Raw genomic sequence first — 22759 nt, 5'->3', positions numbered from 1 at the left:
CGCACGGCAGTCCACAAACCTCTCACACGCTCTTCGCACGCGCGTGACCCGGCAGGACAACTGACGCGCCGTCAGATGTGTGCTGCGGTGGGCGCCATGGGCATCCCCGAGGGCCGGCAAGCGGTAACTGATGCGCTGTCAGGCGTTGCCGGGGTGTTCAGTCCGCCAGATCCACCCGCACCGTCAGCAGGTCCGTGCCGAACGCCCGTACCGCCGCGCTGTTGAACCGGGGCAGGGAACGCAGCCGGGCCCGGGGATCGTCGTCGGGCAGCAGATGGGCGACGCCCCGGTGCCAGCGCCCGCCGACGCGCACCCGCACCCGGGGGTCGGCCTGGATGTTCCGGACGTACTGCGACGCGTACCCGTACTCGGAGACCAGCCAGAACGAGCCCCCGACCCGCCGTCCCCCGACCGGCGTCCGCCGGGGCTTCCCGGAGACCCGCCCGGTGGTCTCCAGCAGCGTCTGGAACGGCAGCCGCCGGTTGACCGGATTGGCGACGTACCGCTGGAGGCGGGTGACGAGACGCTGCTTGCGTCCCGTGGTTACCGGCATCCGCGTCCTCCTCCTGTCCCCGGCCCTCGCACCCGGCGACGCCGGTGTGTCGGCCCCGTGCGGGGCCTGTGGCGCCCCGGTGGCGGCCCGACCGACGTGCGACCGCCGCGTGTCAGCCTCCTCCGCGATCAGGGTCTTCGCAACGGGGGAGCGGGGATGGGCGCGTCTTCGGACGGCTGCACGGTCAGGACCGGCGTGTCCGGGCAGGCGTGCGCGCTGGACGACGCGGGCGACGAGGCCGGGCGCACCCACCGGGCCGTCCAGCCCGCCATGTGCCACACCCAGGAGACCCTCGGCGGGCCCGAAGCCGCCGCGGTGTGCGACGCGTTCGCCGCCGCCTGGCCGGACGAGGCCGCCACGCTGGAGTCCGCGCCGCACGAACTGGCCGGTACGACTGGCCGAGCGGGCCCACCACGGCGGCGACCACACGGCGGCGGAGCGCGCCGCGAGCGTGACCGTCGGCCGCCCGTCGGCCCTGACCGGCTACTGAGCGCGCCCTGCGGCGGGCCGCCCGCCGCCCTCGCCCAGGAAGATCGGATTCGTGAACGCCGCCAGCGCCCCCGGCACCGGGCCGAGCGCCGTTTCATGGCGGACCTCGGCGCGCACATAGGCCGCGTAGGCGGGCGTGGTGCGCCACTCCACCGAGCCCGTGCCCGACACCGGCAGCGGATCGCTGGTGACGAGGGTGCCCTGGTCGGTGACGAGGCGCAGCGAGCAGCGGGGGGCGCCGGAGACGTCGAGGCGGAGGGTGACCGGGGTGTCGGCGGACACCGGCAGGCGTTCGCCGAGGCCGGCCCGCAGACCGCGGCCGCCCGTCGCCGTGAGCGAGACGGTGACGTGCCGGGACTCGGCCACGTAGGAGCGGCCCGCCCGGATGCCCTCCTGGACGGCCTCGCGGGTCAGGTCGTCGGCGAGGACGACCGTCTGGGGCAGGCCGACCGAGTCCGGGGCGCGGTGGGCGTCGCTGTTGCCCATCGCCGGGAGCCAGTCGCGGCCCGCGCGCACCGAGGCGACCAGCAGGTTGTCCCACTCCGCCAGCGTCACCTCGTCGTCCGGGGTGTACGGGCCGTTCCACACCTCCACGGCGTCCGCCTCGGCGAAGCCGAACTTCCAGCCGCAGCCGACGCAGGTGGCGTGCGGGTGCGCGGGCACCACCAGTCCGCCGGCGCGGCGGATGTCGCGGGCGAAGCGGGCCCAGCGGTTGTCCCGGGCCCGGTAGCGCCAGTCGACGAACGTGCCGGGCTCGGTGCCGAGCGCCAGCACGTGCCCGTTGCGGGTGGTGATCTCCTCGCCGAGCATGACCAGCAGGTCGTCGCCCGCCTGGTCCGCCCAGTGCGGGTGGGCCGAGTGGGTGTTGTGGTCGGAGGAGTTGACGAAGTCCAGGCCCGCGGCGCGCGCGAGGGCCGCGATCTCGGCCGGGGTCCGGCGGCCGTCGGAGTACCAGGAGTGCAGGTGGCAGTCGCCCCGGTACCAGTCCCGGCCCCGGCCCCGCGCCCGGGAGGGCGGGTACACCGGCCGGGGGGTCGTGCCCGGCTCGCCGTAGGTCAGCGTGATCGTCAGCTCGTACGACAGCCCCTGGGGCGCCACCGTGTAGGGGCCCAGCGCGATGTGCCAGGTGCCCTCGCGCACCGGGCCGGGGAGGTAGCCGGGGGTCGCGTCGTCGGCCCGCACGAAGAACTCCGTGCGGGCGCCGCCCGACCAGCCCCGAAAGCCCCGGCCGCCCAGCTCGGTGCCGTGCTGGTCGAAGAGGCCGATGTCGAGCGCGTTGCCCGGGGTGCCGGCCGGGACCGAGGGTCTGTCATAGGTGTAGGAGACCCTGAACTCGCGTACTCCGGCGGGGACGTCCACCGGCACGTACACATAGTCGGGCGAGCCGGGCGGCAGGGTGCCGCGTACCGTCCGGGTCTCCTGGCGCCCGCCGTCCGCCGCTGCGAAGCTCACGGGTCCCAACGTAAGGGCAGCGGCGGCACCCGTCACGAACAACGCGCGCCTGCCGAGCCCCCGGGCCTGATCGTGCGTGTCCTCACACATGGCGCCGATTCTCCCGTCCGCGCGTGAACTCTCGTGTAAAACAAGGGGGTTGACCGTGGTCCCGGCCCCTACAGAGGGGGCGCGCGCATCTCCGTCACGATCTTCCTCACCGACGAGACCGTCACCCCGGTCCGACTCGCCCGCGAACCGGAGCTGCGCGGATTCGCCGGCCTCCGCCGCTCCGAACCCGCGCGTCCACGGCCGCACCCTCGGCCCCTTCGTCGCGCCCGCCCGGGCCGCCGCCGTCACCGAGCGGCCCGGCCTCGGCGCCGGGGTCACCCTCCTCCGGCGGGGGACCGGGACGTGCTGCGCACCCCGGACGAGTGCGCGAGCTTCCTGTGGCCCCGGCCGCCGGTGATCACCGCGAACGTATCGTGGAGATATGACGACTTCCGCGACCTCCGGAACCGGCCCCACCGAGAACTCCATGCGTCGCGCCCTCAAACGCGCCCGGGACGGCGTCGCCCTCGACGTCACCGAGGCGGCGGTGCTGCTCCAGGCGCGCGGTGAGGCGCTGGCCGACCTCACCGCGTCCGCCGCCCGGGTGCGCGACGCGGGGCTCGAACAGGCGGGCCGGCCCGGTGTCATCACGTACTCGAAGAGCGTCTTCATCCCCCTCACCCGGCTGTGCCGGGACAAGTGCCACTACTGCACCTTCGTCACCGTCCCCGGCAAGCTGCGCCGCGCCGGGCACGGCATGTTCATGTCCCCGGACGAGGTGCTGGACATCGCCCGCAAGGGCGCGGCCCTCGGCTGCAAGGAAGCCCTGATCACCCTCGGTGACAAGCCGGAGGACCGCTGGCCGGAGGCGCGCGAGTGGCTGGACGCGCACGGCTACGACGACACCATCGCCTACGTCCGCGCCATCTCCATCCGCATCCTGGAGGAGACCGGCCTGCTGCCCCACCTCAACCCGGGCGTCATGAGCTGGACCGACTTCCAGCGGCTGAAGCCGGTCGCGCCGAGCATGGGCATGATGCTGGAGACCACCGCGACCCGCCTGTGGTCCGAGCCCGGCGGCCCGCACCACGGCTCCCCGGACAAGGAGCCGGCCGTACGGCTGCGGGTGCTGGAGGACGCCGGCCGCTCCTCGGTGCCCTTCACCTCCGGGCTGCTGATCGGCATCGGGGAGACGTACGAGGAGCGCGCCGAGTCCCTCTTCGCGCTGCGCAAGGTCTCCCGCGCCTACCACGGCATCCAGGAACTCATCATCCAGAACTTCCGCGCCAAGCCGGACACGGCGATGCGCGGCATGCCGGACGCCGAACTGGACGAGCTGGTCGCCACGGTGGCCGTCGCCCGGCACATCATGGGCCCCGCCGCCTGCCTCCAGGCCCCGCCGAACCTGGTCGACTCCGAGTACGAGCGGCTGATCGGCGCCGGCATCGACGACTGGGGCGGGGTCTCCCCGCTGACCATCGACCACGTCAACCCCGAGCGCCCCTGGCCGCAGATCGAGGAGCTGGCCGAACGCTCCCGGGCGGTCGGCTTCGAACTGCGTGAACGTCTCTGCGTCTACCCGGAGTTCGTCCGGCGCGGCGAGCCCTGGCTGGACCCGCGGCTGCGCCCGCACGTCGCCGCGCTGGCCGACCCGGAGACCGGTCTCGCCCTTCCCGACGCGCTGCCCGCGGGGCTGCCGTGGCAGGAGCCGGAGGACACCTTCACGCCCACCGGCCGCACCGATCTGCACCGCACCATCGACACCGAGGGCCGGACGGCCGACCGCCGCGAGGACTACGACGAGGTGTACGGCGACTGGGAGGCGCTGCGCGAGGCGGCGGCCCCCGGCATGGCGCCGGAGCGCATCGACACCGACGTGCGGCAGGCGCTGCGCACGGCCGCCGACGACCCGACCCGGCTGACCGACGCCGAGGCCCTGGCGCTGCTGCACGCGGACGGGCCGGCGCTGGACGCGCTGTGCCGGATCGCCGACGACGTGCGGAAGTCGGTGGTCGGCGACGACGTGACGTACATCGTCACCCGCAACATCAACTTCACCAACGTCTGCTACACCGGCTGCCGCTTCTGCGCCTTCGCGCAGCGCCGCACCGACGCCGACGCCTACACCCTCTCCCTGGAGCAGGTGGCCGACCGCGCCCAGCAGGCGTGGGACGTCGGCGCGGTCGAGGTGTGCATGCAGGGCGGCATCCACCCCGACCTGCCCGGCACGGCGTACTTCGACATCGCGAAGGCGGTCAAGGAGCGCGTCCCCGGCATGCATGTGCACGCCTTCTCCCCGATGGAGGTGGTGAACGGCGCCACCCGCACCGGCATGTCCATCCGCGAGTGGCTGACGGCCGCGAAGGAGGCGGGCCTCGACACCATCCCCGGCACGGCGGCGGAGATCCTGGACGACGAGGTCCGCTGGGTCCTCACCAAGGGCAAGCTGCCGACGGCCACCTGGATCGAGGTCGTCAAGACCGCCCACGAACTGGGCATCCGCTCCTCCTCCACGATGATGTACGGCCATGTCGACCAGCCCCGGCACTGGCTCGGCCATCTGCGCACCCTGGCCGGCATCCAGCAGGAGACCGGCGGCTTCACCGAGTTCGTCACCCTGCCCTTCATCCACACCAACGCGCCGGTCTACCTGGCCGGCATCGCCCGCCCCGGCCCGACCACCCGCGACAACCGGGCGGTCACGGCCATGGCCCGTCTGCTGCTGCACCCCTGGATCCCCAACATCCAGACAAGCTGGGTCAAACTGGGCACGGAGGGGGCGGCGGAGATGCTCCGCTCCGGCGCCAACGACCTGGGCGGCACCCTGATGGAGGAGACGATCTCGCGGATGGCGGGCTCGTCGTACGGCTCGTACAAGTCGGTCCGCGACCTGGTGGCCGTGGCCGAGGCGGCCGGCCGTCCGGCGAAGCCCCGCGACACGCTCTACGGCGAGGTGCCCGAGGAGCGCCGGCGCGCGGCGGCGGCCTCCGACGGCCACCTTCCTGAGCTCCTCCCGGTGCTCGACTGAGCTGCCGGTGCTCGGCCGGGGGCGGACTGAGTACGATGATCCGACCCCCGGTCCGAGTGGGGGACCCATAGCGGAGGAGATGCGTACCCGTGGCTGCCCGACTGCCCTCCTGGGCCTGGGTCACCGGTCTGACGGTGGGGGCGACCGTGGCCGTCGTCGCGCTCGCCGTACAGGCGGACCACGGGCCGCACCCCACGGCCGCGACCGTGAAGCCGAGCAGCACGGCGTCGGCGAGTCCTCACGGCTCGGCCAAGCCGAAGCCGCCCGCGGGACCGCCGGCGCTGCCGGACGAGTCGGGGCAGGGCCGCCGGATCGTGTACTCGCTCACGGAGAAGCGGGTGTGGCTGGTCGACGCCACCGGCAAGGCGGGCCGCAGCTTCGCGGTGTGGCCGGGCACGGTGAACCCCGAGCCCGGCCGCTACTCGATCACGCTGCGCCGCCAGTCCCTCAAGGGCTCGGACGGCGTCCAGATCGAGCACGTCATGTACTTCACCAAGGTGGAGGGCATGAACATAGCCTTCTCCAACGCCCTGGACGGCGCCTCGCCGCCCCCGGCCAACGGCCAGAAGCTGGGCGGCATCCGCATGCACAAGGAGGACGGCGCCGCCCTGTGGGCCTTCGGTGATCAGGGCACGAGCGTGACGGTCGTCAAGTAGCCGGTCAGGCGGCGGACTCCTTGCCGGCCGGCAGATGGTTGACGATCAACGCCACCCCGCTGAGCAGGAAGACGCGGGTGGCGGAATCCTCCCCGTTCCACGCCTTGGCCTGCCACATCGCGAACCACTCGCCGCCGATCGCGATGAACCCGGCGCCGAAGAGCAGCAGCAGCATCAGCAGCCCGTACGTCGAGACGCGCCGCGCGAACGCGTCGTCCCGCCGCGCCGCCCACAGGTACGTCCCCCAGATCAGGACCAGCGCGGCCACCGTCTCCCACGCGATGATCAGGACGTACGCGGTGTCCTGGAGCGCGCTGCTGGTGATCGCGCGCCACATCAGATCGTGGTCCTTGAACGTCGAATCCATCGCCAGCACATGCCGCACGAACTGCTGGTTCGTCCCGAAGTCCGTGATGTTGCCGAACGCGACGAGGGTGATGTAGAGCGCGAGTATCCCGGTGAGCACACCGGCCGCCAGTCTGAGACCGGAGTGCCGGGTGTTGTCAGTGGTGATCATGGCTGGATTCTCCCCGACGAACTCGGCGGTCTCCTATACGCATTGAGCCAGAATGAATCCGGGCGACCGGCTTCCCGCTGCGGACGGGCACGGAGTGCGCGAGGACATGAGGGCGCGTCCGTAGGACACCGTGCAGCAGCGTCATCCCTTGGGCACGCGGGGATCCACCCGGTAGACGATCTTCCCGTCGTACTCGGCGAAACCGAGCGACTTGTAGAAGGCCCGTGCCCCCGGGTTGTCGCGGTCGGTCATCCACTCCAGCCTGCTGCATCCGGGGCGGGCGGCGGCCAGCGAGCGGAGTTCCGACATGAGGCGGTCTCCGACGCCCCGGCGGCGAAGGGTGTCGCGGACGTACAGCTCCTTCAGGAACAGGGAGTGCGAGGTGCCCGCGGCCGGCCAGAGGAAGGAGTAGGCGGCGAGGCCGACGATGGCTCCGGCGCCGTCCTCCACGACCAGGGCGCAGGCCATCGGCGGAGTTCCGAACAGAGCCTCCTCCACCTGGGAGAGGCGCTCTTCCAGCGGCTGGATGTCGCAGTCGGCGGCCCCGTAGAACCGTTCGATCTCCTCGATCAGTTCGGCCAGGGCGGGAACGTCCCGCTTCTCCGCGGGACGGATCGTCTCGGCCATCCGGGCCTCCTGTCGCTCTTCGGTCACTTCGTTCGCTCCCACTCGGTATCACCTCCGGGCGGCGCGGCCCCGGGTTCCCAGCCGTGCCGCCGGAGGGAGCTCTGTACATGCCGGATCAGATACTCCAGGTCCGCGCAGTAGACGGACGGGTTCCGGTATCCGGCGGCGGTGCTGAAGCGGTGCGGGAGATAGCCTCCGCCGCAGACCGCCACGAGCGGGCATGCGCGGCACTTCGCGGCGAGCGCGTCCTTGCCGTACCGGCGATGCGACAGCTTCGGGTGCCACAGTGCCTCGTCGAACGAGTGGTGGAAGACGTCGAGGCCGAGCCGGGAGGCACCCTCCTCGACCGATCGCAGGGTGTCCACGCCTTCCACCGAGCCGTCGGACTCGATCACGAGCCCGGCTTGAGGGGCCAGGCCGAGCGTTTCCACCGAGCCGTGCACGCCGGAGCTCAGGGCCACGATGTCCTCCAGCATGCGGATGCTGTGCCGGTGCTCGGGCCGGTCGAGCCAGGTGTCGTAGACCCTGCTCATCCACCGCCCGTACTCGGGTACTTCCGTGTCGCGACGGTACGGGGGATCGTCGTGGGTCGCGTGCGGCAGGCCGAAGTCGATCACGGGCGGTTCGAAGGCGGCCAGACAGTCGTGCACGGCCACGGGATCGTTCGCCGGATCCACCACGGCGAGCAGCCCCGCGAACAGGTGCGGCCGGGTTCGGAGCAGTTCGATGCCCCGTACGGTGGCGGCCGTGCTCGACCGGCCACGGTGGGTCAGCCGGTGCCGGTCGTTCGCGTCCGGGGGCCCGTCGAGGCTGACCCCCACCGTCACGCCGTACCTCTCGAAGAGGTCGAGCCAGGCGGGGGACAGCAGAGTTCCGTTGGTCTGGAGCTCGAAGCGGACCGTCGTCCGGTCCGGTATGCCGTCACGGACCGCGCCCAGCAGGGCGGCGAGGTGCGGGACGCCGGCCAGCAGCGGCTCCCCGCCGTGCAGGACGACATGAACGATGCGCAGTTCATGGGCCTCGGCGTGCTCGGCGATCCGGCGGGCAGCCGCCCGGGCGACAGCCAGGCTCATCCGGGCGGGCAGGCGACGTGCCGTCTGGTCCTTGGAGTTGAAGACGAAGCAGTAGTCGCAGTCGATGTTGCAGCGGTTGGCGACCTTGAGGATGAACGTCCCGAAGGGCGCGGGAGCGTCGGGACGCGTCATGGAGCGGTTGCGCTCACACGGACCGGGGACAGGCGAGAGAGGCCGCGTGCGTGCCGTCGCCGACCCGGTCGGCGGAGGCCTGTTCGGCCTCCAGACGCAGCCTGACACGGGCGGCCACCCGGTCCAGGACGCCGGCCTCGGGTACCGCGGGGCGCTTGTCCGGCGCGGTATCGGTCATGAGTGACGACATGCAGCACTCCTTGCGGGCAACGGGCCGGGTCCGGGCAACGTAACAGCGCCAACCGCTGTGCCATAACGGTCATTTCAGCCAGCGTCGGCCGTACGGTCGCAGCGCTCGACACCTTCCGTCGCCCGCGCCTGCTCCGACGGGCTGCCGATGTCCCGGGCGAGGGCGAGCGCACGCCGGAAGTGATCCCGGGCGGTGTCCGGGGTGGTGTCGGCGAGCAACGTCCCCCAGTTGTTGAGCACTTCGGCCTCGCCGTACCGGTTGCCGAGCGCACGGAGGAGCTCCAGACCGCGCGCGAAGGCCTCGGCGGCGCCATCCGGGTCGCCGAGCATCCCACGGGCCACACCCAGCTCGCTCAGTGCGGCGGCCTCACCCCCGCGGCTGCCGAGTTCGCGGAAGGTGGCCAGCGCTTCCTCCGACAGGGAAAGCGCCGCGGCGGCATCACCGGATGCCCGCTCCACCGTGCCGAGCAGAAGGACGCTGTTCGCCCTGCCGTACCGGTCACCGAGCTCGGTGAAGTAGGTCAGGGCCTGGCGGTGCGCCGCCCGTGCGCCCTCCGGATCCCCGGTGAGCCTCCGCACCACCCCCTGCTCGTTGAGGGCATACGCCTGGTGTTCGCGGTCGTCCAGGTCGACGTAGATGTCGAACGCCTGCCGGTGGTGGCGCGCGGCCAGGTCGTAGGCGCCCAGGAGACGGTGCACGACACCGAGGTCCCGGAGCGAATTCGCCTCCCCGTAGCGGTCGCCGAGCTCCCGGTAGATCGCCAGGGCCTCGCTCTGCGTCTCCACCGCGGCCTCGAAGCGGCTCGTCTGCCGCCAGACCATGCCGAGATCGGCGAGCGCGTTCGCCTGACCGAGCCGGTACCCCAGCCTGCGGTAGAGGCCGAGCGCATCGGTCTGGGCGCGCGCCGCGTCCTCGTTGTCGGCGGTCAGGTACCAGACGATGCCGAGCTGGTTCAGGGCGTCCGCCTTGCCACGCAGGTCCCCGACGGCGTCGTAGTGCGCAACTGCCTCGTCCAGGGCCGCGACGGCGTCCGGGTAGGCGGCCATGAAGCGCCGTACGACCCCCAGCTCGGCGAGGGCGTTCGCCAGGGCTTGTTCGTCCCCGGTCCGGCGGGCTGCCTCGGCCGCGGTCCGGTGCAGCCCGACGGCCTGGTCCCAGGGGCCGGCCTGGCGGAGGAAGGGAGCCATGGCCACGGCCAGCCGGATCACGGTGTCGTACAGGGCGAGACCGTGCGCACGCCGGATGCAGGCCAGGATGTTCGCCCGTTCGTTCTCCAGCCAGCTCAGCGCGTCCACCCGCGAGGCGAGGGCCGGGGTCTCCAGCCGCCGGGCGCCGTCGGGAGGCGGCGGCACCATGGCACCGCTGCGGACGAGGTGCCCGTTGGCGACGGCGAGTGCGCAGAGGTAGTACGCGCACACGCGCTGGACGGACTGGAGGTGGTCCATGTCGTCTCCCTCGGCGGCGAGACCGCGGGCGTAGTCGCGCAGAAGGTCGTGCAAGCGGTAGCGGCTCCCAGGATGCTCCTCGATCAGGTGGTCGTCATAGAGACCGTCCAGGTGCCGGCGGGCCTCGGCGACCGGGACCTCACCGAGGGCCGCACCGGCGTACGCGTCGAGATCGGTGCCCGGGTAGCAGCCGAGCCGGCGGAAGAAGCGCTGCCGTTCCGGAGGAAGATCACGGTGGGAGAGATCGAAGGTCGCGGTGATGGCGCGCTCCCCGGAACGCAGTTCGCCCAGCCGGTCCTGGGTCGCCACCAACCGCTCGTACAGATCGCGGGCGCTCCAGGAGGGATGGTGGCGCAGCCGGGCCGCGAGCAGGGAGATCCCCAGGGGGAGGTAACCGCACAGTCGCACCAGCTCGTTCAACACGCCGTGGTCCAGCTCGTCGGCCGGCCGGGCACTGAGCCGTACGAACAGCTCCACCGCGTGCCGCGGCGGCAGCGCGTCCACCGGCAGGATCACCTCCTCCTGCCCGGCCAGCCGCTTCCGGCTGGTCACCAGCACCAGGCAGCCGCCCCCGCCGGGCAGCAGCGGTTCCAACTGCCGGTATCCGGCGGCGTTGTCGAGGATGAGCAGCGCCTTCTTGTCCGCCAGCCTGCTTCGCCACATGGCGGCGCGTGCTTCCGTGACCGCGCCGATGTCGTCACCCACGGGGATCTGGTGCGTCGGCACCCCCGCCGCGGTGAGCAGGGCGGCCAGCGCCTCGCCGGGCTGTACGGGAGTGCGGCCGGGCGTGTGCCCGTTGAGGTTGACGAAGAGCTGGCCGTCCGGAAAACGTTCGGACAGGATGTGCGCGGCGTGCACGGCGAGGGCCGTCTTGCCCACGCCCGGCATGCCGTCGATCAGGTGGACGGGCAGTGCCGAACCGGCCTCCTGCGCGGTACGTACCGAGTCTCGCAGCGCGGCGAGTTCGGCCGACCGGTCGGTGAAGGCCGTGGTGTCACGCGGAAGCGACCGCAGGACGAGTGCGGCACCGGGCGGATCGGCGGTGTCGCCGGTGTGTGCCGGCGGCTCACCGTTCCGCCGCCCGGAGCGTCGGTCGTCCAGCACGGCGAGCATGGCCGCCAGTCCGGCGGTGACGGCTCCCAGGACGACGAACGACAGCCAGGGGCGGACCTGTAACCAGCGCAGCCAGGGAGGCCAACGCGACTGTGCCGAAACGACGTTCGTCACGAGGCCTGCCAGCGTCGTCGTGACCACGCCGATGACGGCGATCGCGGCGAGCGCCGCACCCCGCCTGATCCTCATGTGCCCCCCGAACCACGTCCCAGCCCGAGAGGCAAGCGGACCAGCCGCCGCGGACCCGGGTCAAGGCCGTGTCCCCCGCCGCGGTGATCCGGCCTGATCTCACCTCTCCACCTCCGTCCCCGTCACCCGGCCGCACCTGGTGTCGTAGGTCGGCGGGTCGGTCGTGAGCACGGTCTTCGCGTAGCGCGGCCACTCCTCGGCGCGTTCCACCCGGACGGCGTCGATCCGCTCGGATTCGGGCTCGATCGGATTCCGGGTGGGGCGGAAGCGGTCATTGACGGGCGTGAATGACACGTGAGGGTCGCTTTGAGTCGCTGAAGGGGCCGTACCCGGTCGATTAGAGTGCCACCGTCGTACGGGCGGGCGGTGCCGGAGGAGGGTCTGGGTGGCTACGACGACCGGTGCCGTCTGGGGCCGAGCCGAGCAGCAGGACTTCCGCAGCCGGGTGCGCGGCACCCTGCTGGGCGCCGCGCTGGGCGACGCGCTGGGCGGACCCGTCGACACGCGCACGCTGGAGGAGATCCGCGCCGCGCACGGTCCCAAGGGCCTGCTCGACCTCGCCGTGGGGCGCGGCCGGCGCGGTACGGTCACGCATCACACCCAGCTGACCCTGTTCACCGTGGACGGGCTGATCCGGGCCCAGGTGCGCCGCGACACCGGCGCCTGGCACCCGCCGACCGATCTGCACCGCGCGTATCTGCGCTGGGCCGCCACCCAGCGGGACTGGGGCCCCGACGAGCGCCGCGAGGAGGACGGCTGGCTGGCGCGCGAGGAGTGGCTGTACGCCCGCCGCGGGCCGACCCGGCCGCTGCTCATCGGCTTCGGCGACGACCGGATGGGCACGCTGGAGCGGCCCAAGAACCCTGGGGCGCAGGGGCCGGAGGCCGTGGCCCGCTCGGCGCCCTTCGGGCTGCTGGTCGGCTGGGAGCCCCAACTCGTCGTCCAGCTCGCCGTGGAGTGCGCGGCGCAGACCCACGGCCACCCCGTCGCCTGCCTGGCCGCGGGCGCGTACGCCGTGATCGTGCACGGTCTCGCCCGTGGCGAGAGCCTGGACGGCGCCGTCCAGCAGGCCCTCGCCCTGCTCGCCGTCCGCCCCGGCCACCAGCCCGTCTCCGACGCCCTCCAGCACGCGCTCGGCACGGTGCGGCAGGGCATGCCCAATCCGGCGCGGGTGGAGGAGCTGACCGGCGAGGGCACCGCGGACGGGCTGCTCGCGGCCGCCGTCTACTGCGCCCTGGTCGGCGAGGACGTACGGCACGGCCTGTGCCTGGCGGTCAACCAGAGCGGCCCCTCCGCCGCGGCCGGCGCCCTCACCGGCGGCCTCCTCGGCGCCCTGCACGGCGAGACCGCCCTGCCGCCGGCCTGGCTCGTCGAACTGGAGGGCCGCCCCACCCTCCTCGAACTCGCCGACGACTTCGCCATGGAGATGACCCAGGGCCCCGCCCTGCACGGGCCGGCCGGGTCGTCGCCGGGGTGGCTCGCGCGGTATCCGCGATAGCCCCGGCGGCGCGCGTCACTTCAGGGCGTCGGGGCACGGCGTGCCGCGCGGCAGCTGGTACGGGGCCGCCAGGCGGTACGTGCCCGCGTGCGGGGCGACCAGCATGGTCCACTTGTCGCCGTTGGCGTCCTCGGGCGTCTCCATCAGACAGCCGTTGACGTTGCGGTACTTCTTCTCCGTGCCCGGCGCCGAGGGGACCGCCTGCGGGGCCTTCAGGCTCTTGCCGTGGGCGTCGACCACGCTGAGCCAGGGCGAGTAGGGGATCCGGATCAGGATCCGCCCGGCCTCGCGCACCTCCAGCGTCATCTCGCCCTGCTCGGCCCGGTCCACCACCGCGTGCGGCTCGGCCAGCGGCGTCGGGTCGGTCACCCGGAACAGCTGCCAGTTGGCGTCCCCCCAGATCTGCGTCAGATACGGCATCCCGCGCCGCAGCAGCTCCCGCTCGCGCTCGCCGCCGTCGCCGTCCGGGTTGTCCCGGGGCAGCACCACGAAGTGCACGGCCCACCGCTGGAGCCACTCGTGGTAGTTCGCCGAGTTCAGCGTGTCGTCGTAGAAGAGCGGGTTGCGCTCCATGTCGGCCTGCCGGTTCCAGCCGCGCGCCAGGTTGACGTACGGCGCGAGCGCGGAGGCCTCGCGGTGCGAGCGCGCCGGGACCACCTCGACGCGGCCCCGCTCGGCGCCGACCTTCTGGAGCTGGTTGACCAGCGGGGCCAGCTCGTGCGCCCAGGACGCGGCCGGGGTCGTGTGGACCATGTCGTCCACCGACTTGTAGCCGATCCAGCCGACGAAGCCGAGGAACGCCACCACGGTCGCGTACCACTTGCGCGACCTCGGCACCGTGAACGGCAGCGCCGCGATCAGCGTCGCACCCGCGAACAGCATCGGCAGCCGCGAGATGTTCGAGCCGATCTGCGAGCTGACCACCCACACCGCCACGACCGAGACGCTGTAGACGGCCGCCGTCAGCCGGACGGTGACCCACCTCCTCGGCACCAGGAACAGGCACAGCAGGCCGTACAGCAGCGGCAGGCTCACCGAGCCGACGGTCATCGGCTGGGTGCCGGAGAAGGGAAAGAGGAAGTACGACGCGGCCACCACCGCGGCGGGCGCGAGCCCCAGCGCCCACGCGCCCGGCCGCCGCTTCTGGAGGAACAGCGCGACCGCGACCAGGCCGACGAACAGCCCGGAGACCGGCGAGGCCATGGTGGACAGGCCGGCCAGCGGGGCGGCCACCGCGGCCTTCGCCCAGCGTTTGTGCCGCCACCGGTACGGCCAGCAGAACACGGCCGCCACCGCGCCGAGCGCGATCATCGTGCCGAGCCCGAACGTCACCCGGCCCGACATCGCGTTGCACAGCAGCGCGAAGACCCCGGCGAGCGAGGCCCACAGCGGGTTCTTCACCGCCCGGCTGCGGATCAGGATCAGCGTCAGCAGGCCCGCGGACACCGTTCCGGCGATCATCATCGTCGTACGGACGCCGAGGACGGCCATCAGATACGGCGACACCACGCTGTACGACACCGGGTGCATGCCCCCGTACCAGGCGAGGTTGTACGCCGAGTCCGGGTGCCGGCCGACGAACTCCGCCCAGGCGTCCTGCGCCGCGAGATCGCCGCCGCTGTTCGCGAACGTGAAGAACCAGACGATGTGCAGGACGCCCGCGAGCGCGGTGACCCACAGGACGGGGTGGCGCAGCATGCGGACGCGCAGCGGGTCCAGGGGCGCGAGGAGGCGCGCGAGGGCGCTCCCCAACCGGGTGGTGGGGTCCGAGGGCGCTCCGGCGCCGCCGTCCGCGCCCGTACTGCCGTCCTTGCCCGTGCCGGTGCCCGCGCCCGTGCCGGGGCCCGTGTCGCCGTCCGCTCCGGCGCGGTCCTGCGCGCGGTCAGGTCTGTGCGCGCCGGTGTCCGCGTCGGGCGTGGACAGGCGTATTCGTGGGCCGGATCCCGGGCCCGGTTCGGCGTCGTCGGCGCGTGTCGGCTCCGCAGTGGCCACCTGAAGGCACTCCCCGTGTCCCGTCTTCTGTTCTCGGCCGTTTCCTTCGGTGTCCCCGGCCGCTTCTCGTCCAGTTCGCGGCCCTGTCCCGGGAACCGGCGACCTGCCCCGATTCGTGACGCTAGCACGCACCCCGCCACGGGGCTCCCGGGTGGGGCGCCGTGACGGGGTGCGTGGGCGGGCTGTGGGTGGTGCGGTGGTGTGCGGTGGTGCGCTCAGCCCAGGCGGGTGAGCTTCGCGCCGAAGCCGGGCTCGGTCAGGTCCCGGGCGAGGGCCACCGGGACCTTCACCCCGGCCGTCGTGCCGTCGCCCACGGTGAGCGTGCCGACCTCGGTGCCGGCCTTCGCCGTGTGCGGAACGGTGCCGGAGCTGAAGGACAGGTTCACCTTCAGACCGGACCAGCCGACCGCGGTGACGTCCCGCGTGACCACGATCGGGGTGTGGCCGCCGAGCCGGTCGTCCACGTAGCCGACCACGTCGCCCTTCTTCAGGATCTGCGCCGAGGTCAGCGCGTGCTCGGCGCCGAGCAGCGCCGTCTTGCTGACCTCGTTGACCGTGTCCAGGATCGAGGGCTTGTGCTGGCCGAGGATCGCGCCGACGACGGTGACCGTCTGCCCGCCGACCGTTTTGCGGGCGGCGAACAGCAGGTTGCCGCCGGCCGCGGTGGTGGTGCCGGTCTTGATGCCGATCGCGCCGACCCAGTAGGGCAGCGAGTTGTAGTTCGGCCAGTTGTGGCCGGTCGGGTCGGTCCAGCTGGCGGCGCTGGTGATGGCGACCAGGGCCGGCTGCTTGACCACCGCGCGGCCGAGCCGCACCTGGTCGTGGGCGGTGGAGACGGTGGTCTCCTTCAGGCCCGAGGGGTCGGTGTACGTCGTACCGGTCATCCCCAGTTCCTTGGCGGTGGCGTTCATCTTCTTCACGAACGCCGCCTCCGAGCCCGCGTCCCAGCGGGCCAGCAGCCGGGCGATGTTGTTGGCGGAGGGGATCATGACGGCCGACAGGGCCTGCTTCTCGGTGAGGTGGTCACCGGCCTTGACGGTGTTGAGGGTGGACTCGCCGCTCTTGTTGTAGCCGCCCTCCTTCTCCGCCGTCGCGTCCACCTTGATCTTCGGGCCCTCCTGGCCCGGCTTGAGCGGGTGGTCGCGCAGGATGATGTACGCCGTCATGGTCTTGGCGACCGAGCCGATGGCGACGGGCGTCTGCTTGCCGAAGTCGCCCATGGTGCCGAGGCCGTCGACGTCCATCCAGCCCTCGCCCTCGTTCGGCCACGGCAGGTTCACCCGGCCGCCGTCGAAGGTGTAGCTGTCCTTCCCGGTGAGCGCGAGGGTGGGGGACGGGAGCGGGCGCAGGGCCTGTACGACCGCGAAGACGATCACCAGGAGCAGGACCAGCGGGGTCCAGATCTTGACCCTGCGCACGAGGGTGCGGACCGGGGTCTCCGGGGGCGGCGGCGTGTTGGTCAGCTCGGCGAGGAGGTCCAGCGGCGGCTTCGGGGGCAGCGGCTGCTGGGTGGTGCGCTCGGGGCCGACCTGGGGGACGGCGGTGGTCTTCTCGTCGGCGGCGGGCTTCGGCTTCGCCTTGACGTCGTCCTTCAGCGCGACGAACTTGCTGGTGCGCTCGGCGTCGGACTCGGCGGGCCGGTCCTTGCCGCCGACCTTGAGCATGGTGGTGGGCTGGTCGACCTGGTCCGGCTTCGGCTTGACGGCCTTGAAGACGGTGGTCGGCTGGTCGACGCCCGCGGCGGCGGTCTCGGCCTTCTTCGCGTCCGCACCGTCCGCCGCCGGCTTCCGGGGCTCCTTGCCGCCGTCGGCGGCGTCGTCGCCCTCGGTCTTGCCGGCGGGGGCCTCGGCGGGCCGGTCCTCCTCGTCGTCGGGGTCCGCGTCGTCGTCCTTGGTGTCGCCCGTTGCGGCGTCCTCGGCGTCGGAGGCGGCGTCGGCGTCCGGGCCGGCCTTCGCGGTGCCGGCCTTCGCGCCGGTGTCGGACTCGGTGCTCGCCTTCACGTCCGCGTCGTCGTCCTCGGCCTCGGCAGGGCCCGCCTCGGCCTCGGCCGCCTTCCCGTCGCCGTGCTCGGCCTCCTGACCGCCGCCGGTCTTCGCGTCCTTGGCGTCCTTGGCGGCGTCCTTCGCGTCCTGCGCGTCCGCCGTGCCCTTCGGGGCCTCGGACTCCGCCTCGGGCCCGGCCTCGGCCTCCGCGCCGGACTCGTCGCCCGCGTCCTGCTCCGACGCGGCGTCAGCGTCCTCCGGATCCCCGGCACTCGAAGCCGCCGCACCCTTCGGGCCGGCGTCCGCCTCCGCGTCGTCGCCCTCGGCCTCGGCGTCCGCCTCCGCCGTACCCTCCGCTTCCCCGGACCCGTCGGCGCCCTTCCCTGACCCCTCCGCGTCCGCCACGGCTCCCTTCGCGTCCTTCCCGGACCCTTCCGCCTCCGCCGCGTCCTTCGCGCCCGCGTCCTCCCCGGCCCCGTCCGCGTCCCGGACCCACGAGGACACCGCGCGGTTCAGCGCGGTGTCCTCTTCGAGCGGCTCGGCGGCGCGGACCGAGAGGACCTTCGTCGCGGTGTCCGCGCTGCCGTTCGAGGAATCCTTTTCCCCGGCTTCCCGGGCGACCGCGAGGCGCGGATCACGCGCCTCCGGAACCGAACCCGCGCTCCCCGACGTCGCTCCTGCCGACGACTGACGCTGCTTCGACCTGTCGGGGGACTCGCCCGCCACCGATGCCTCCTCCATGCGCCGCACGCCCACGCGCGCGCCCTGTCCGAACCATGTACCAGTGTCCTGTGTGAGGGCTTGGCCCCTGTGGTAGACGAGAACGACATACCTACCGGTTCCCTCACGAACCGGTCACGCACCCTCGACAGACCAATGTGAGAGGGGTCACCCTGTCATTCATCCACGCGGGGAGGCATGGATGGGCAGGAGCCGCAGAACACTTCCGGAGGAGCTTCTGCTGCTGGCACTGGACCCGGCCACGGGTACCACTGCGCAGCCGCAGTCGCTCGACCTCGGTCTGGCCGGTGCACAGCTAGTGGAGCTGGCGCTGGCCGGACGGATAGCCCCAGACGGGGATCGTATCGCCGTGGTGGTGCCACGGCCCACAGGAGATCCAACTCTGGACTGCGCGTTGGAGTTGCTGCGAAGGCGCGGCGCTCCGGTACGCGCCGTCCACTGGATCGGCGGACCCCGGCTGGGGCTGCGTCAGACGTACCTCTCGCACCTGGAGCGGTGCGGCATGGTCGCCGCCGTGCCCGGCCAGATGTGCGGGGTGCTGCCGACGACGCGGTACCAGGCGACCGACACCGCCATCAGCCGGGAGATCCGTGCCCGGCTGGACTCCGCGATCCGCACCGGCGTACCGCCGGACCCGCGGACCGCGGCGCTCGCCGCCCTGGCACACGCCGTCGGGCTGGGCAAGCACCTGTACCCGGGGAACGAGGGCCGATCGTCCCGCTCCCGGCTGCGGGACCTGATCCGGCACGACCCGATGGGCGGGCTCGTCGCGCACGCCGTGATGGACGTGCAGAACGGCGCGGCCGCGCCGCCGCGCCGCGGCCCGGCCGCACCGGGCCGGCCGGCCGCGCCCGGTGCCCGCTCCGCGCCCGAACCCGCGCACGGGGTGCCGATGCAGCCGCGCCACGGATCCATGGCGCGCGCCGTGGCGCACTGAGGCCGTAACGCCCGCGCCCGCGAACCCGGTTCGGGAGCCGCCGGTCCGGGCGGGGTGGCGGGACCCCTGTGGTCCCGCCACCCCGCCCGGCCGCAATCCCGTCCCCGGCGCGGTCCCTCCGGCTCACCTCGCGAACTGACGCCCGAACCGACGCGTATACGTGCCGCATCTCCAGCATTTCCCAGCGGTGACAAGCGGGTTGGTGGCAATCTGCTCAGCAGCAGATACGGAAAGTGTCAGTACAGGCAGCAGCCGGAGGTGCACGTCCTGTGGCGTCCAATGTCAATCCCACCGTCAGGCGGCGCCGGCTGGGCCAGGAGCTGCGCAGACTGCGCGAGCAGAAGGGCATGACGGCCGAGGAGGTCGCCGAGCGCCTGCTCGTGTCGCAGTCGAAGATCAGCCGCCTGGAGAACGGCCGCCGCAGCATCAGCCAGCGCGACGTGCGCGATCTGTGCGGGGTCTACGAGGTCGAGGACCAGCGGATCGTCGACTCGCTGATGGAGATGGCCCGGGACTCCCGGCAGCAGGGCTGGTGGCACACCTTCGGGGACATCCCGTACAGCGTCTACATCGGCCTGGAGACCGACGCCGAGTCGCTGCGGGTCTACGAACCCCAGATCGTGACCGGCCTGTTGCAGACCCCGGCCTACGCCGAGGCGCTGGTGCGCGGCGCGCTGCCGGAGACGTCGACCGCGGAGATCGAGAAGCGCGTCCGGGTGCGCATGCGCCGCCAGGACCGGATCAAGGACCCCGCCAACCCGCTGCGCCTGTGGGTGGTGCTGGACGAGGCGGCGCTGCACCGGGTCGTCGGCAGCCGGCTGGTGATGCGCGAGCAGCTGGAGCGGCTGCTGGAACTGGCGGACCTGCCCCATGTCACCGTGCAGGTGCTGCCGTTCGAGGTGGGCGCCCACCCGGGCCTCAACGGCCAGTACGCCATCCTCGAGTTCACCGACACGGCCGACTCCAGCGTGGTCTACCTGGAGGGCGTCACCAGCGACCTCTACCTGGAGAAGGCGCAGGACGTGCAGAAGTACGCCGTGATGTACGAGCACCTGCGGGCGCAGTCCCTCAACGTGGAGGCGTCCCGGCAGCTCATCGACAGGATGGCGAAGGAGTACGCGCAGTAGGCCCCGCCATGGAGGGCGCGTGATCCTACACGGTCAGTGCGCCCGTGCGGAAGGAAGCCCTGGAATATGCCATCCGGTCGAGTGAACGGCCCCTCCGGTCACCGGAGTTGCCCGGTAGCGTCGATCACGCCAATCCGTCATCGCGGTTGGCGCGAACCGCACTACCGCAAACTCGCACACAGGAGTGGACATGGCATTGATTCAGGGCGCTTCCGAGACGTGGATGAAGTCCTCCTACTCCGCGGGCAACGGCGCCTGCGTGGAGGTCAAGTCGCCCGCCACGGCCGAGCTCGCCGTCCGCGACTCCAAGGTCACCGAGGGCCCGGTCCTGGCCTTCCCCGCCGACGCGTGGAACGCCTTCGTGGCCTCGGTGAAGGCGTAAGGGGCTCGCCCCTGACCCTCGCCGCCGAGCACCACAACCGCACATGCACCACCCAAGAGCCCTCTCGACCAGTCGCCGTCCTTGCCGAGAGGGCTCGCCGGTGCCCCGGCTCAGCGGGCCCGCACCGGGAACGCCACGTCGCACACCGGGTCCTCGGGTCCCGCCGCCACCCAGTCCGCGAAGTAGACCTCGCGGCAGGGGCCGGCCATCTCCAGGCCCTCCCGGGCCATCCACTCCTCGACCGCCTCGAACGCGGCGAGGATCTGCGGATGCGCCACCTGCGCCTTGGTGATCCGGGTGTACGCCAGCCGGGCCGCCGGCTCCACCCGCACCCGGGTCTCCCGGGCCCGGCCCTGCCGCTCCGCCCAGGCCCGCGCCGCCGCCTCGTCGGCCACCGGCACACAGGCCTCGGCGGGCCCGTCGCTCTCCATCGACACCTCGGCGTGGTAGACGACGAACGGCGCCCCGGCGGCACCCCCGCACTCCCGGGCGGCCGCCTCCAGCCGGCCCAGCGACGCGCCGATCCACGCCGGCAGCTCGTCCGCCAGCGTGTGCCGCGTCTCGGTGATCACCACCCGCGCCGGCACGTCCACCGTCTCGACCGCGAACTTCCCGTACATCTCGGAGCTCCTCCCCGACAGCCGTCCACGGAGGTACTCGACGAGGGTCCGCTGCCCGGCCACCCGGGACTCCACGTCCGCCCAGTAGGCGGCCAGCAGCCCGGCCGCCTCGGCGCCCTCGGCCCCGATCACCTCGGCGATCCGGGCCAGCGGCATGTCCAGCTGCCGCAACAGGGCGACCAGACGGGCGCGTTCGACCTGGTCGGCGCGGTAGTAGCGGTAACCGCTCGCCTCGTCGACGTACGCCGGGGCGAGCAGACCGAGCCGGTCGTACAGCCGCAGGGCCTTGGCCGACAGCCGGGCCCGCGCGGCGAACGCACCGATGGTGAGCGGTTCCTCGTGCACCGTGTCATCCTCCGTCGCCGGGCGGGTTCCTTCCCGCCCGGCGACAGGGACGCTCCGCCCTGCCCCAGGGGCAAGGTCAAGGAGCGGCGGTCAGCCGAGCTGCGCCTCGATCGCGGCGACGACCTCCGCCGACTCCGGCTCGGTCTGCGGCGAGAACCGGGCGACGACCTCGCCGTCCCGGCCGATCAGGAACTTCTCGAAGTTCCAGCGGATGTCCCCGCTGTGGCCCTCGGCGTCCGCGAAGCCGACGAGGCGCTGGTACAGCGGGTGCCGGCCCTCGCCGTTCACCTCCACCTTCTCGGTGAGCGGGAAGGTCACGCCGTACGTCGCCGAGCAGAACTCGGCGATCTCCTCGGCCGTGCCGGGCTCCTGCCCGAGGAACTGGTTGCACGGCACGCCGAGCACGGTGAAACCGCGTTCGGCGTACCGCTCCTGGAGCTTCTCCAGGCCCGTGTACTGCGGGGTCAGGCCGCACTTGGAGGCCACGTTCACGATCAGCACGGCCTTGCCCGCGTACTGCGGCAGGTTCGCGGCGCCGCCGGTGAGGGCGCCGATCTCGACATCGAGCACGGTGTGGTCAGCAGTCGTCATGGGCGTGATGGTATGCGCCCGGCGCCCGAAGTGGCGGCGTCCACCAGGACGTCCCCCGCCGCCGTGCGGCCGTACAGCACCGCCCGCCCGGCCCGCTGCCGCGTCACCAGCCCCGCCTCCCGCAGCACCTTCAGATGGCGGCCCACCGAGCCCAGCCCCTGCCCGGTCACCGCCGTCAGCTGGGTGGTGGTCAGCGGGGAGTCGAGGAGCACCAGGACGCCCGCGCGGGCCGGGCCGAGGAGCGCGCCGAGACCCGCCGGGACGGCCCGGTCGCCGGTGCCGGCGAGCACCCCGGAGCAGGGGTAGATCACCGCGTACCGCTCGCCGTCGTCCCAGGACACCCAGCCGTGCCGCTGCGGGGTCACCGGCACGAAGACCATCTCGGCGCCGGATATCTCGCGGGGCGGGTACTCGTGCCGGTTGATCTGGAACCGGTTCTGCCCGAGCCACCGGGTGCGCCCGGGCCGCAGCGAGTCCAGCACGCTCGCCCAGCCGGCCCGGCCGGCCCGCGCCGTCCGCGTCACCACATCCGCCTCCAGCACCCGCCGCTGCCGCGCCCAGTACGGCCGTACGGTCTCCTCCCACACCCACTCCAGCAGCGCGGCCGCCCGCTCGGGCAGGTCGTCGCGGTCCAGCGCGGCGGGCAGCGGCCCGGCGAGGGCGGTCCGCAGATGCGCCCGGGCCAGCTCCGGCGCGACCGAACGCACCCGGGCCACCTCGCGCGCGAACTCCTCGCCCGCGCGCGGCGTCGGCGTCAGGAAGTCGGCGATCCACTCCCGGCCCAGCCCCGCCCGCACCAGCCGGCCCGTCACCGGCTCGGCCGCCAGCAGGGCGCGGTAGCCGGGCAGGTGCTCGCGCAGCCACTCCCGCTCCCCGGGATGCGCCGCGTCGTTCGCGTGCAGCAGCTTCAGCCGCGCGAACGTCTCGGCGAGCGGCGAGATGACGAACCTACTGCGCGCGAGCGTGTCCGCGTTGAGTTGCCACCAGCCCACGGTCCCCCCGGTCCCTGTCGTCGGCCTTTCGCGCTGCCGCGAAACATTAACCGGCCCG

At 72.8% G+C, this 22759-nt stretch carries 19 protein-coding genes and 1 pseudogene; 7 read left to right on the top strand and 13 right to left on the bottom strand.

Annotated features, from left to right (window positions below; translation table 11 throughout):
- Window positions 1-157: 157 nt before the first annotated feature.
- Both ACSP97_RS16135 and ACSP97_RS16130 read right to left on the bottom strand, forming a co-directional pair.
- Window positions 158-553, bottom strand: coding sequence for a nitroreductase/quinone reductase family protein (locus ACSP97_RS16135; RefSeq protein ID WP_355523695.1), 396 nt, complete (start codon window positions 551-553; stop codon window positions 158-160).
- A gap of 483 nt (window positions 554-1036) precedes the next feature.
- The gene (locus ACSP97_RS16130; RefSeq protein WP_440558036.1) at window positions 1037-2584 is read right to left on the bottom strand and encodes a CehA/McbA family metallohydrolase; all 1548 of its coding nucleotides are present in this window, start codon (window positions 2582-2584) and stop codon (window positions 1037-1039) included.
- A gap of 87 nt (window positions 2585-2671) precedes the next feature.
- On the opposite strand from ACSP97_RS16130, the pseudogene ACSP97_RS16125 reads away from it, so the two are divergent.
- From ACSP97_RS16125 to ACSP97_RS16115, 3 genes and pseudogenes are all read left to right on the top strand, one after another.
- Window positions 2672-2870: pseudogene (locus ACSP97_RS16125) on the top strand (LLM class F420-dependent oxidoreductase); the annotation flags it as partial.
- Window positions 2871-2966: 96 nt separating this feature from the next.
- Complete coding sequence (locus ACSP97_RS16120) at window positions 2967-5552, top strand: bifunctional FO biosynthesis protein CofGH (protein WP_440558034.1); 2586 nt, start codon at window positions 2967-2969, stop codon at window positions 5550-5552.
- Between the two features lie 89 nt (window positions 5553-5641).
- Window positions 5642-6208 (top strand): hypothetical protein, encoded by a 567-nt coding sequence (locus tag ACSP97_RS16115; protein WP_440558032.1) that lies wholly within the window; start codon window positions 5642-5644, stop codon window positions 6206-6208.
- A gap of 4 nt (window positions 6209-6212) precedes the next feature.
- Here the strand turns inward: ACSP97_RS16115 and ACSP97_RS16110 are convergent, their stop codons facing one another.
- From ACSP97_RS16110 to ACSP97_RS16085, 6 genes are all read right to left on the bottom strand, one after another.
- Window positions 6213-6725: a DUF2165 domain-containing protein gene (locus ACSP97_RS16110; RefSeq protein WP_355147977.1), complete on the bottom strand. Its 513-nt coding sequence runs from the start codon at window positions 6723-6725 to the stop codon at window positions 6213-6215.
- Between the two features lie 141 nt (window positions 6726-6866).
- On the bottom strand, window positions 6867-7352 hold the full coding sequence (haaN, locus tag ACSP97_RS16105) for a cyclophane-containing RiPP N-acetyltransferase HaaN (RefSeq protein WP_355147975.1): 486 nt from the start codon (window positions 7350-7352) through the stop codon (window positions 6867-6869).
- 23 nt (window positions 7353-7375) lie between these two features.
- A complete protein-coding gene (locus ACSP97_RS16100; protein ID WP_440558030.1) occupies window positions 7376-8557 on the bottom strand; it encodes an FxsB family cyclophane-forming radical SAM/SPASM peptide maturase in 1182 nt (393 codons plus the stop codon).
- A gap of 13 nt (window positions 8558-8570) precedes the next feature.
- Complete coding sequence (gene haaA, locus ACSP97_RS16095; RefSeq protein ID WP_355321848.1) at window positions 8571-8747, bottom strand: HaaA family cyclophane-containing RiPP peptide; 177 nt, start codon at window positions 8745-8747, stop codon at window positions 8571-8573.
- 74 nt (window positions 8748-8821) lie between these two features.
- On the bottom strand, window positions 8822-11494 hold the full coding sequence (haaT, locus tag ACSP97_RS16090; protein ID WP_355321850.1) for a cyclophane-containing RiPP biosynthesis TPR protein HaaT: 2673 nt from the start codon (window positions 11492-11494) through the stop codon (window positions 8822-8824).
- Window positions 11495-11593: 99 nt separating this feature from the next.
- Window positions 11594-11788, bottom strand: a complete 195-nt coding sequence (locus ACSP97_RS16085; protein ID WP_382009005.1) for a hypothetical protein — start codon at window positions 11786-11788, stop codon at window positions 11594-11596.
- A 91-nt stretch (window positions 11789-11879) separates the two neighbouring features.
- Here ACSP97_RS16085 and ACSP97_RS16080 point away from each other — a divergent pair, with 91 nt between their 5' ends.
- Complete coding sequence (locus ACSP97_RS16080) at window positions 11880-12992, top strand: ADP-ribosylglycohydrolase family protein (protein ID WP_355147965.1); 1113 nt, start codon at window positions 11880-11882, stop codon at window positions 12990-12992.
- Between the two features lie 15 nt (window positions 12993-13007).
- Here the strand turns inward: ACSP97_RS16080 and ACSP97_RS16075 are convergent, their stop codons facing one another.
- On the bottom strand, window positions 13008-14984 hold the full coding sequence (locus tag ACSP97_RS16075; RefSeq protein ID WP_440558028.1) for an MFS transporter: 1977 nt from the start codon (window positions 14982-14984) through the stop codon (window positions 13008-13010).
- 215 nt (window positions 14985-15199) lie between these two features.
- Window positions 15200-17707: a D-alanyl-D-alanine carboxypeptidase gene (locus ACSP97_RS16070; protein WP_440558026.1), complete on the bottom strand. Its 2508-nt coding sequence runs from the start codon at window positions 17705-17707 to the stop codon at window positions 15200-15202.
- Window positions 17708-17888: 181 nt separating this feature from the next.
- Between ACSP97_RS16070 and ACSP97_RS16065 the strand changes: the two genes are divergently transcribed.
- From ACSP97_RS16065 to ACSP97_RS16055, 3 genes are all read left to right on the top strand, one after another.
- The gene (locus ACSP97_RS16065; protein WP_180330606.1) at window positions 17889-18644 is read left to right on the top strand and encodes a GOLPH3/VPS74 family protein; all 756 of its coding nucleotides are present in this window, start codon (window positions 17889-17891) and stop codon (window positions 18642-18644) included.
- A 269-nt stretch (window positions 18645-18913) separates the two neighbouring features.
- A complete protein-coding gene (locus tag ACSP97_RS16060; protein ID WP_355147959.1) occupies window positions 18914-19771 on the top strand; it encodes a helix-turn-helix domain-containing protein in 858 nt (285 codons plus the stop codon).
- A 190-nt stretch (window positions 19772-19961) separates the two neighbouring features.
- Entirely contained in the window at window positions 19962-20153 is a 192-nt protein-coding gene (locus ACSP97_RS16055; RefSeq protein WP_070023822.1) for a DUF397 domain-containing protein, read from the top strand.
- Between the two features lie 110 nt (window positions 20154-20263).
- Here the strand turns inward: ACSP97_RS16055 and ACSP97_RS16050 are convergent, their stop codons facing one another.
- The 3 genes from ACSP97_RS16050 to ACSP97_RS16040 form a co-directional block, all read right to left on the bottom strand.
- The gene (locus ACSP97_RS16050; protein WP_382075622.1) at window positions 20264-21118 is read right to left on the bottom strand and encodes a MerR family transcriptional regulator; all 855 of its coding nucleotides are present in this window, start codon (window positions 21116-21118) and stop codon (window positions 20264-20266) included.
- 90 nt (window positions 21119-21208) lie between these two features.
- On the bottom strand, window positions 21209-21709 hold the full coding sequence (locus ACSP97_RS16045) for a glutathione peroxidase (RefSeq protein WP_070023818.1): 501 nt from the start codon (window positions 21707-21709) through the stop codon (window positions 21209-21211).
- Window positions 21706-22701 (bottom strand): ArsR/SmtB family transcription factor, encoded by a 996-nt coding sequence (locus ACSP97_RS16040; protein WP_355147954.1) that lies wholly within the window; start codon window positions 22699-22701, stop codon window positions 21706-21708. The genes ACSP97_RS16045 and ACSP97_RS16040 overlap by 4 nt, the downstream gene beginning before the upstream one ends.
- Between the last annotated feature and the right edge of the window lie 58 nt (window positions 22702-22759).

The organism is Streptomyces sp. SCPE 10 (genome assembly GCF_051980735.1).
Lineage (GTDB): Bacteria > Actinomycetota > Actinomycetes > Streptomycetales > Streptomycetaceae > Streptomyces > Streptomyces misionensis.
The sequence above is the reverse complement of the archived record's forward strand: the minus strand, read 5'-3'. Positions and strand labels throughout refer to the sequence as shown.